Origin of the sequence: Candidatus Allofournierella excrementigallinarum, assembly GCF_944388085.1 — a bacterium.
In the GTDB taxonomy this organism is placed as follows: Bacteria; Bacillota; Clostridia; order Oscillospirales; family Ruminococcaceae; genus Allofournierella_A; species Allofournierella_A excrementigallinarum.
In genome coordinates, this window is record NZ_CALXHK010000062.1 from 1 (window position 1) to 10,767 (window position 10,767).

Annotated in this window: 9 protein-coding genes and 1 tRNA gene; 9 read left to right on the forward strand and 1 reads right to left on the reverse strand. The window is 60.7% G+C overall.

Translation table 11 applies throughout. The features are described from left to right. On the forward strand, positions 1 to 727 hold a 727-nt coding region (locus ACH2AT_RS09730; protein WP_394965614.1), incomplete at its 5' end, for a zinc-binding dehydrogenase. A gap of 82 nt (positions 728 to 809) precedes the next feature. Here ACH2AT_RS09730 and ACH2AT_RS09735 read toward each other — a convergent pair. Continuing rightward, positions 810 to 1,508: a YggS family pyridoxal phosphate-dependent enzyme gene (locus ACH2AT_RS09735; RefSeq protein WP_394965628.1), complete on the reverse strand. Its 699-nt coding sequence runs from the start codon at positions 1,506 to 1,508 to the stop codon at positions 810 to 812. Between the two features lie 665 nt (positions 1,509 to 2,173). Here ACH2AT_RS09735 and ACH2AT_RS09740 point away from each other — a divergent pair. From ACH2AT_RS09740 to ACH2AT_RS09775, 8 genes are all read left to right on the forward strand, one after another. Further along, entirely contained in the window at positions 2,174 to 3,403 is a 1,230-nt protein-coding gene (locus ACH2AT_RS09740) for an arginine deiminase (RefSeq protein WP_394965616.1), read from the forward strand. A gap of 46 nt (positions 3,404 to 3,449) precedes the next feature. Continuing rightward, entirely contained in the window at positions 3,450 to 4,442 is a 993-nt protein-coding gene (gene argF, locus ACH2AT_RS09745) for an ornithine carbamoyltransferase (protein WP_394965618.1), read from the forward strand. Between the two features lie 4 nt (positions 4,443 to 4,446). Further along, positions 4,447 to 5,385 (forward strand): carbamate kinase, encoded by a 939-nt coding sequence (gene arcC, locus ACH2AT_RS09750; RefSeq protein ID WP_394965620.1) that lies wholly within the window; start codon positions 4,447 to 4,449, stop codon positions 5,383 to 5,385. Positions 5,386 to 5,431: 46 nt separating this feature from the next. Next, the gene (locus ACH2AT_RS09755) at positions 5,432 to 6,877 is read left to right on the forward strand and encodes a YfcC family protein (RefSeq protein ID WP_394965621.1); all 1,446 of its coding nucleotides are present in this window, start codon (positions 5,432 to 5,434) and stop codon (positions 6,875 to 6,877) included. A gap of 125 nt (positions 6,878 to 7,002) precedes the next feature. Beyond that, complete coding sequence (locus tag ACH2AT_RS09760; RefSeq protein ID WP_394965623.1) at positions 7,003 to 8,310, forward strand: AraC family transcriptional regulator; 1,308 nt, start codon at positions 7,003 to 7,005, stop codon at positions 8,308 to 8,310. Positions 8,311 to 8,470: 160 nt separating this feature from the next. Continuing rightward, entirely contained in the window at positions 8,471 to 8,935 is a 465-nt protein-coding gene (locus tag ACH2AT_RS09765) for an arginine repressor (RefSeq protein WP_394965625.1), read from the forward strand. Between the two features lie 54 nt (positions 8,936 to 8,989). Then, positions 8,990 to 10,648 (forward strand): arginine--tRNA ligase, encoded by a 1,659-nt coding sequence (argS, locus tag ACH2AT_RS09770; RefSeq protein WP_394965626.1) that lies wholly within the window; start codon positions 8,990 to 8,992, stop codon positions 10,646 to 10,648. Between the two features lie 42 nt (positions 10,649 to 10,690). Further along, positions 10,691 to 10,767 (forward strand) — tRNA-Arg (locus tag ACH2AT_RS09775).

The following is a 10,767-nucleotide window of genomic DNA, read 5'->3' on the forward strand; positions in this document are numbered from 1 at the left end:
CACAGACCCGCACGGCGGCTGGGCACTGGGCCGGCGCATCGATGGCGGCCAGGCCGAGTATGTGCGGGTGCCCTATGCGGACCAGGGCCTGAACAAGATCCCGGACGCGGTGAGCGACCGGCAGGCGCTGTTTGTGGGCGACGTGCTGGCCACCGGCTACTGGGCGGCGCGCATCTCCGAGATACAGCCCGAGGACACGGTGCTCATCATCGGAGCGGGGCCCACCGGCCTGTGCACCCTTCAGTGCGTGCTGCTGCACCGGCCCCGGCGGGTCATCGTCTGCGATGTGGATGAGAGCCGCCTTGCCTTCGTGCGCGCCCACTGGCCCGATGTGCTGACCGCCGCCCCCGAGGGCCTCAAGGAGTTCGTGCTGGCGCACAGCGACCACGGCGGCGCCGATGTGGTGCTGGAAGTGGCGGGCAGCGACGCAACCTTCCGCATGGCGTGGGACTGCGCGCGCCCCAACGCCATCGTCACGGTGGTGGCCCTCTACGACGGGCCGCAGGTGCTGCCTTTGCCGGAGATGTACGGCAAAAACCTCATCTTCAAGACCGGCGGCGTGGACGGCTGCGACTGCGAAGAGACCCTGCGCCTTATCGCGGAAGGCAAGATCGACACCACCCCGCTTATCACCCACACCTATCCCCTGAAGGACATTGCCGCGGCCTATGACCTGTTTGAAAACAGGCGGGACGGCGTGATCAAGGTGGCGGTTTCCATCGGCTGAACGGCACTGTGAAAAACAAGGAGGCGGCCCCGCGCCATGGCGCGGGGCCGCCTCCTTGTTTGCTTTGTGGTCCGGGCCTGCCTCACGGGCGGCTGCCGTAGTCCCGGGGGCCGTAAATGGCCGTGCCGATGCGCACGATGGTGGCCCCTTCCAGGATGGCGGCCTCAAAGTCGCCGCTCATGCCCATGGAGAGGGTGTCCGGCAGGACCGTCTGGTAGTGCTTTTCCTGCAGGCGGGTCAGCAGGCCGCGCATCTCAGCAAAAAAGGCGCGGGTCTCGTCGGGGGTGGCCCCGGCGGGCGGAATGGCCATCAGGCCCCGCAGCCGCAGGTTCGCCGCCGCCTCGGCGGCCTCTGCCAGGGGCCACAGCCCCTCGGGGGCGACGCCGCTCTTGCTGGCCTCGGCGCCGATGTTGATCTCGATGAGGATGTCCTGGGTCAGCCCCAGCCGGGCGGCGGCGGCGTCCACCTTGCGCAGCAGGTGTTCGCTGTCCACGCTCTCGATCATGGAGACGCGGCCCACCACCTTGTTCACCTTGTTGGTCTGCAAATGGCCGATGAAGTGGCTCGGCTTGCCAAGATAGGCTCCCGCATCGCTCTTTTCCACCAGCTCCTGCTCGTGGTTCTCGCCGAACAGGTCGATGTCCAGCAGGGCGCTCTCCCGCACCTCCTCCACCGTGCGGGTCTTGCAGGCGGCGCACAGCAGCACATCCGCCGGGTCACGCCCCGCGGCGCGGGCCGCCTGCGCCATGCGGGCGCGGATGCCCTCCACCGCACGGGCCATTTGTTCCTTCGTTGCCAATGAAAAAACCTCTTTCCCACAGCCCTTCTTCGGGGTCACGTTTGCAGATGGACGGCGCGCTCGCCGCCGATGTATTTCGGCTGGCAGCGGGCGCACAGAAAATGCGCCCTGCCGATGCGGCCGCCCTCTTTTTTCTGTGCCTACAGCATAGCATCGCGGCCGGGGTATGTCAAATCGCGCCAGGCCCTTCCGCCAGGCCCTATATATATGTATATGTTTAAAGGCTACTCCGCTTTTGACGCCAACGGCCCCGCCGGCGTCAAAAGCGGAGGCTTTTTAAAAATGTACATTTCCGGATTTTGACTTTCCGTTTTTTGAATCAGAAAAAACTGTCAAAATGCATTCCCTGTGAACAAACGTGAATATTATTTAACAGAGGCCCCCGCATTTGGTTTTATCAGGTGATGTGCATATTCATTTATTCACAGAATTTGGAACTTTATGCGCTTTCTTTGATTAAAGTGCTGAAAATCTTTCCCATAAAGGGAAATAAAGTTGGTGAAATCGTACAATTTGTGATATAATAAAAGTCCAATGAGGGGCCTTAGAAAAAGCTATTATAATGGCAGATCATGAACTTGGTCCCACTTTCGCGCGGGTGGCATCCAAAATCCACATTCATGTACATTTTAAAAGTAGGAGAAGCTATGAAAGGTATTTGTGTTCGCAGTGAGATCAATCCCCTGAAGAAAGTTCTTCTTCATCGCCCCGGCAGGGAGCTGCTGAATCTGACCCCCGATCGTCTTCCCGAGCTTCTTTTCGACGACATCCCCTTCCTGAAGGTCGCCCAGCAGGAGCACGACGCCTTCGCCCAGATCCTGCGGGACAACGGCACCGAGGTGGTCTACCTGGAGGACCTGATGACCGACGTGCTGAACCTGCACCCCGAGCTGGTGGAGCCCTTCCTGTATCAGTGGCTGTCCGAGGGCAACATCAAGACCCGCCGCTGGCAGGATAAGCTCTATGAGTACCTGGTCAGCAACTTCAAGGGCAAGGCCCTGGTGGAGAAGACCATGGAAGGCATCACCCTGAAAGAGATGGGCGGCGCTTCCGCCTACTCCCTGCAGGACCTGATCGCCCCCGCCGACGACCTGATCGTCGATCCCATGCCCAACCTCTACTTCACCCGCGATCCCTTCGCCTCTGTGGGCAGCGGCGTGTTCCTGCACAAGATGCGTTTCCCCACCCGCTGCCGTGAGACCATCTACGCCGATTACATCTTCAAGTATCATCCTGACTTTGAGGGCCTGATCACCCGCTACTACGACCGCGACTTCCACGCCAACATCGAGGGCGGCGACGTGCTGAACCTGACCGGGGACACCCTGGCCATCGGCATCTCCCAGCGCACCAGCCCCGACGCGATCGAGATCGCGGCCCGCAACCTGTTCACCGATCCCAATGCCAAGATCCGCACCGTCCTGGCCTTCGACATCCCGGCCTGCCGTGCGTTCATGCATCTGGATACCGTGTTCACCCAGATCGATGTGGACAAGTACACCGTGCATCCCGCCATCCTGGGCCCCCTGACCGTCTACGAGATCACCCCGGGCAAGGACGACCCCGCCGATCTGCAGATCAACCGGGTGGATTCCGATCTGGAGCACATCCTGGAGAAGTACACCGGCGTGGAGAAGGTCCAGCTGATCTACTGCGGCGGCGACGACCTGATCGCCGCAGCCCGCGAGCAGTGGAACGACGGCTCCAACACCCTGTGCATCGCTCCCGGCAAGATCGTTGTGTATCAGCGCAACGACGTGTCCAACGCCATCCTGCGCGACGCCGGCATCACCGTTCTGGAGATGCCTTCCGCCGAGCTGAGCCGTGGCCGCGGCGGCCCGCGCTGCATGTCCATGCCTCTGATCCGGGCAGAATAATCAACGACGAAAAAACCATCTTATTCCTTAAGGAGGAAATTACACTATGGGAATCAACATTAGAGGCCGCAGCTTCCTGACCCTGCTGGACTTCACCCCCGACGAGATCAATTACCTGCTGGACCTGTCCGCCGAGTTCAAGCGGATGAAGAACAACGGTGTGGAGCACAAGTGGCTGACCGGCAAGCAGGTCGTCCTGCTGTTTGAAAAGACCTCCACCCGCACCCGCTGCGCCTTTGAAGTGGGCGCCCGCGACCTGGGCATGGGCGTGACCTTCCTGGATCCCGGTTCTTCCCAGATGGGCAAGAAGGAGTCCCTGGCCGACACCGCCAAGGTGCTGGGCCGCATGTACGACGGCATCGAGTACCGCGGCTTCAAGCAGTCTGTGGTCGAGGATCTGGCCCGTTACTCCGGCGTGCCCGTGTGGAACGGCCTGACCGATATGTTCCATCCCACCCAGATGCTGGCCGACATCATGACCGCCCGCGAGGAGTTCGGCGATCTGCGCGGCCGCAAGCTCACCTTCTTCGGCGACGCCCGCAACAACGTGGCCAACTCCCTGATGGTGGTCAGCGCCAAGCTGGGCATGCACTTCTGCGCCTGCGGCCCCAAGGACCTGATGCCTTCTGCCGAGCTGGTCGAGAAGTGCCAGGCCGTTGCCGCCGAGACCGGCGCCGTGCTGGAGTTCACCGACGACGTGAAGAAAGGCGCCGAGAACTGCGACATCGTCTACACCGACATCTGGGTCTCCATGGGCGAGCCCGACGAGATCTGGGCCGAGCGCATCAAGCTCCTGCTGCCCTACCAGGTGAACAAGGAACTGATGGCCATGGCCAAGCCCACCGCCATCTTCCTGCACTGCCTGCCCTCCTTCCATGACCTGGAGACCACCGTTGGCCAGGACATCTACAAGAAGTTCGGCCTGCCCGCCATGGAAGTCACCGACGACGTGTTCCTGGGCAAACAGGCCCGCCAGTTCAACGAGGCTGAGAACCGTATGCACACCATCAAGGCTGTGATGTACGCGACTCTGAAGTAAGACTATGGGTAAGAGGATCGTAGTGGCGCTGGGGGGCAACGCCCTTGGAAATACCCCCGAAGAACAGCTGAAGCTGGTGCAGGAGACCGCCAAGCCCATCGTAGACCTGGTGGAAAAAGGCTACGAGGTCATCATCGGCCACGGCAACGGCCCCCAGGTGGGCATGATTAACCTGGCCATGGAGTTTTCCGCCAACAAGGGAGGCAACACCCCGTATATGCCGTTCCCCGAGTGCGGCGCCATGACCCAGGGCTACATCGGCTATCACCTGCAGCAGGCCATCCAGGCCGAACTGAACGCCCGCGGCATCCGCAAGCCCTGCGCCACCGTGGTCACCCAGGTGGTCGTGGACGAGAAGGATCCCGGTTTTGCCAAACCCACCAAGCCCGTGGGCAGCTTCTACACCAAGGAAGAGGCCGACGCCATCGCCGCTGAGAAGGGCTTCATCTTTGTGGAGGACGCCGGCCGGGGCTACCGCCGGGTCGTTCCTTCCCCCATCCCGCAGCGCATCGTGGAGCTGGACGTGGTGGAGCAGCTGGTGTCTGCCGGCGCCATCGTGATCACGGTGGGCGGCGGCGGCATCCCCGTGGTGGAGACCGAGACCGGCCTCAAGGGTGTGGCGGCCGTCATCGACAAGGACCGTGCAAGCGCTCTGCTGGCCCGGGACGTGAAGGCTGACGAGCTGATCATCCTCACCGCAGTGGACCGCGTGTGCATCAACTTCAACAAGCCCGGCCAGCAGGAGCTTGCCTCCATGACGCTGGCAGAGGCCGAGGAGTACATCGGCCAAAAGCAGTTCGCGCCCGGCAGCATGCTGCCCAAGGTGCAGTCCTGCATGGAGTTCGTCAAAGGCAACACCAAAGGCGGTGTTGCGCTCATCACCTCCCTTGCCCGGGCGGCGGACGCCCTGGAAGGGAAAACCGGCACCATCATCAAACCGTAAATTTCCCGAAAAGTAAAAATCGCTTTACGAAAAGAGGAGAAATAGTATGGGCAACAAGAAAAAACGCCGTTCGCTAAGCACATTTGCGATCCTGATCGTTGTGCTTCTGCTCGTGTCCGCCGCCACCTGGCTGGCCAGCGGCCAGACCTACACCGACGCAGAGACCGGTGAGCAGGCCGTCGTGACCGGCGCGAGCCTCAGCGATATCCTGATGGCCCCCATCGGCGGCTGGCACGACGCCGGCGATGTGATCGGCTTCGTGTTCTGCCTTGGCGCCTTCCTGTCCATCCTGAACGCCACCGGCGCTCTGGAGACCGGCATCCATGTGCTGGTGAAAAAGCTCCATGGCAAAGAGCTGGCCCTTGTTTGGATCCTGATGTTCCTGTTCTCTGTGGGCGGCACTACATACGGCATGGGCGAGGAGACTGTTGGCTTCTACATCCTGCTCGCAGCCACCATGATGGCCGCCGGCTTCGACCCGCTGGTCGGCGCCGCGACGGTGCTGCTGGGCGCCGGCTCCGGCGTTCTGGGCTCCACCATCAACCCCTTCGCCACCGGCGCTGCGGTTGCCGCCGCCGGCGTGGACGTGAACATGGGCATCGTTTACGTCGAGGCCATCATCCTGTGGCTGGCCACCTACTTCATCTCCGCACTGTTCGTTACCCGTTACGCCAAAAAGGTCAAGGAGGGCAAAGGCTCCATCCTGACCGCCGACCAGCTGGACGAGTGCAAAAAAGCTTACGGCGCTTCCTCCGAGATCGACGCCAACGTCAAGCTCACCGGCCGCCAGAAGGGCGTGCTTGTGATCTTCGGCCTGTCCTTCGTGGTCATGATCCTGGGCTTCATCCCCTGGGGCTCCCTGAACGAGGGCATCTACAACACCCTGAGCTTCTCCCACTGGCTCACCGGCAACGGCTTTGGCGACTGGTGGTTCGATGACGCCGCCACCTGGTTCCTGCTCATGGGCCTGCTGATCGGCCTCATCGGCCTGGAAGACAAGAGCAGGCTGATGCCCTGCATCGTGGCCGGCTTCGCGGATATGATCAGCGTCAACCTGGTCATCGCGCTGGCCCGCGCCACCACCGTTATCATGAGCACCACCGGCCTGGGCACCTGGCTGGTCGAGGCTTCCGTCACCGCGCTGTCCGCTTCCGGCCTGCCGGCTCCTGCCTTCGGCGCTCTGGACTACCTGCTCCACATCGGCCTGAGCTTCCTGGTTCCTTCCTCCTCCGGCCTGGCGAGCCTGTCCGCCCCGATCGTTTCGCCGATCGTTGCCGGCATGGGCTGGTCTGTGGAGACTTCCATCATGATCAACGTCGCTGCCAACGGCCTGGTCAACCTGTTCACCCCCACCTGCGGCTTCATCATGGGCGGCCTGGCTCTGGCCCGTGTGCCCTACGAGACCTGGCTGAAGTGGGCTGGCAAGCTTCTGGCCATCATCGCAGTGGTTGCCGGCGTGGTCCTGACTGTGGCTATGCTCGTTCTGAGCTGATGGCGCTCTAAGCAAAAATCTTACTCCCTCATTTCATAGGAAAACCGGCCGTATCTCCCGCGTATACGGCCGGTCTTTCCTGTTCCTTTCTGCAAACTCTCAAAAAAAGGCGAAGGTGATGCATTTTGAACAGACTGATAACCCTTCAGGAGAATCTTTCCGACGCATACGATCCGGTCACGATCTGCTCCTTTGACTACGAGGCCATCCAGGCGGCCACCAAGCCCCTGATCCACCAGTCCGCCCGCTTTTTGTACATCAAAAAGGGCAGAGGCGTCATCGAGATCAGCGGCGTGCGCTACGACATCCGCCCCAACATGCTGGTGGCCATCACACCCTGGACCATCTCGGAGATCACCGAGGTGACCGCGCCCATCCAGCTGATGCGGATCGTTTACGATTACCAGTACATAAACTCCGTCCTGAAGGGCGTATCCGGTCTGGAGGAAGACAGCTCCGAACTGCTGCAGTTCTTGTCCATGGAGCCGGTGGCCTACCTGGACTCCGTCCAGACAGATTACATCGACCTGCTGACCGAGCAGCTGCGCGCTGAACTGGGCGTGGAGTCCACCCACAGCGCCCCCACCGCCCAGCCCCTCTCTCAGCTGTACGTCACCAACAAACTGGTCGAATTGATGATCCTGTACCGGCGGTACGTGATGGCCGTACGGGGCGAAAAGGATTATGAAAAAGGCATTTCCCAGGAAAACGCCATCCTCAGCTACATCTATGCCCATGCCGCCGAAAAGCTCACCCTCAGCAGCGTGGCCGGGGCCTTCTTCATTTCCGAATCCACCCTTTCCAAGCGCATTTCCGACATCACCGGCACCACCTTCACCAAGCTGCTCACCAGCATCCGCATCGAAAAGGTCTCCGACTTTTTGGTCTACACTGACCTGACCCTGGACGAGATCGCCGCCCTCACCGGCTTTGTGGACGCCTCCCATCTCTCCAAGCACTTCACCTCCAAGGTGGGCGTGACCCCCATCAAGTTCCGCAAAATTTACGGCAAATCCAAGACCAAGTTCAACCGCACCAACAAGAACATCGCCTTTGAGATAGCGGACTACATCCACCAGAACTACGCCCAGGAAAAACTGAGCGCCGGCGAGGTGGCGTCCAAGTTCGGCATCTCGGTGGCTGAGATGAACCGCCTGATGCTCTATTATTCCACCATGAACTTCGAGGCGCTGCTCAACTTCGTGCGCATCAACCGGGCCTGCGAGCTGCTGGTTTCCACCGATTACTACGTCATCGACGTGGCCTTTGAGGTGGGCTACAACAACATCAAGACCTTCAACATCAATTTTTTCAAGTACAAGGGGATGACCCCTTCGGACTTCCGCAACCGCATCACACTGCAAAAACCCGACGGCAGCGAGACCGGCAAAACCAAGAAAAGAACCACCCGAAAGGCCGAAAAAGAGGAATAGGCCGCCGCTTCTCCGGCCATGGATGCAACAATATACAATTTTTTGGTTCTATTGTGTATGGACATTCCCGATGATCTGTGATAATCTATATCGAACGAGTGCATTTCTTGCAATGGCCTATCGCTGACCTGGCCGCGAGGGAAGGCCGTGGAGGTACCCCATGAGGGAAGAACGGCAAAAACTGATCCTGGAACTGATCCTCACCCAGCCCGTGGAGACCCAGCAGCAGTTGATGGAGCTTCTGCGGCAGCGTGGGTTCCACTGTACCCAGGCCACCCTGTCCCGGGACATTCGGGCGCTGCATCTGTATAAATCCAGCGTGCCGGGCGGCGCGCCCCGCTATGCGGTCAATGCGCTGGATGCTGCCAGCGAGGACAAAGACAAGATGACGAGCATCGCCCGTCTGGGCATCCGTTCTTTTGATAAGGTCGACAATTTCATTGTGATCAAGACCCTTCCGGGCATGGCGAAAGCGATCTGCACCTGTGTGGACGTGTTGGACGACAGCGAGCGCCTGGTGGGCCGCGTGCCCGGCAACAACACGGTGCTGGTGGTCATGCGAGGTCCGCAGGAAGCGGACGAAATGTGCAAAACGCTGGAAGAACTGGTGGCAAGAAAGGGCTGAGCCTTTCCCGCCCCTGATTTCGCAAACTCGTTCACTTGGGAGGAAAGTACCTGTATGAGCAACTTTGAAGGAAAGATCTATGACGTTACCAAACAGGCCGTGAAGGAAGTTTACGGCCTGGACGTGGGGCCCGACACTCTGGTGGTGGAAGTTCCCCGCAACAAGGACAACGGCGACTACGCCACCGGCGTTGCCATGAAGCTGGCCCGCGAACTGCACAAGAACCCGGTGGAGATCGCCGAGGCCATTGCGGCAAAGCTGCGCGAGCTGCTGCCCGAGGCGGAGTCCGTCATGGTGGCAAAGCCCGGCTTCATCAACTTCAAGCTGAGCAGCGAGGCGCTGACCAGCCTGATCAACCATGTCCTGGACCAGGGCGATGGCTACGGCCAGAACGAATCCGGCAAGGGCGTGCGCATCCTGGTGGAGTGGGTGTCCGCCAACCCCACCGGCGACCTGCACTGCGGCCATGCCCGCAACGCCGCCTGGGGCGACTCCATCTGCCGCCTGCTGGAAAAGAGCGGCTACGACGTGCTGCGCGAGTTCTATGTGAACGACGCCGGCAACCAGATCGTCATGCTGGGCGAGTCTTTGGTGTCCCGCTATTTTGAATTTTTCGGCAAGGAATACCCCCTGCCCGAGAACGGCTACCACGCCGACGACGTGAAGCAGATCGCCCAGGACATCGCCAGGGAAGACGGCGACAAGTGGCTGACCGCCGACCCGAGCGAGCGCCTGCATTACTTCATGCAGCAGGGCATCGACCGCGAGCTGGCCAAGATCGACCGCGACCTGAAGCTCTACCGCGTGAACATCACTTCCTGGATGCACGAGACCTTCTTCTATCAGAACGATATGAAGCGCATCAAGGACTGCCTGAAGATGATGGACGACAAGGGCCTGCTGTACGAGAAGGACGGCGCTTTGTGGTTCAAGAGCACCGACTACGGCGACGACAAGGACCGCGTGCTTCGCAAGAGCGACGGCACCCTGTCCTACCTCACCCCGGACATCGCCAACCATGTCTACAAGATGGAGCGCGGCTACCCCGTCATGGTCAACCTGTGGGGCGCCGACCATCACTCCTATGTGACCCGTATGCAGGCGGCCCTCACCGCTTTGGGCTATCCCAAGGGCACGTTGTCTGTGGAACTGATCCAGATGGTCCGCATGGTGGAGGACGGCGTTGAGGTGAAGATGAGCAAGCGCACCGGCAACGCCATCACCCTGCGCGAGCTGTGCGAGGACGTGGGCGTGGACGCTGCCCGCTGGTTCTTCGTCTCCAAGGACATCACCACCCAGATGGACTTTGACATCAAGCAGGCTTCCGCCAAGAACTACGACAATCCCGTTTACTACGCGCAGTACGCCCACTCCCGCATGTGCTCCATCCTGCGCAACCCGGAGATCCCCGCTTTCCATCGTGAAGAAAGCTACGGCCGGCTCACCAACGAAAAGGAGCTGCAGCTGCTGAAGATGATCGGCGAGTTCCCCGGCACGGTGGCCAAGGCTGCCAAGACCCGCAAGCCCAACATCATTGCGGAGTACATCCTGTCTCTGGTGAAGCTGTACCACAGCTACTACAACGTGGTGCATGTGAACAACCCCGACGACCCCGAGCTGACCAACCAGCGCCTGGGCCTGGTCCTCGCCCTGAAGACCACCCTGCGCAACGCCCTGGATCTGCTGGGCGTCGATGCCCCCCAGTCCATGTGATTTCAAACGGGCGCTCCGCCGGGGAGCGGGGCGCCCCCTTATGCGTCCGTAGCTCAGTTGGATAGAGCGTTCGGCTCCGACCCGGAAGGCCGCTGGTTCGAATCCAGTCGGGCGCACCA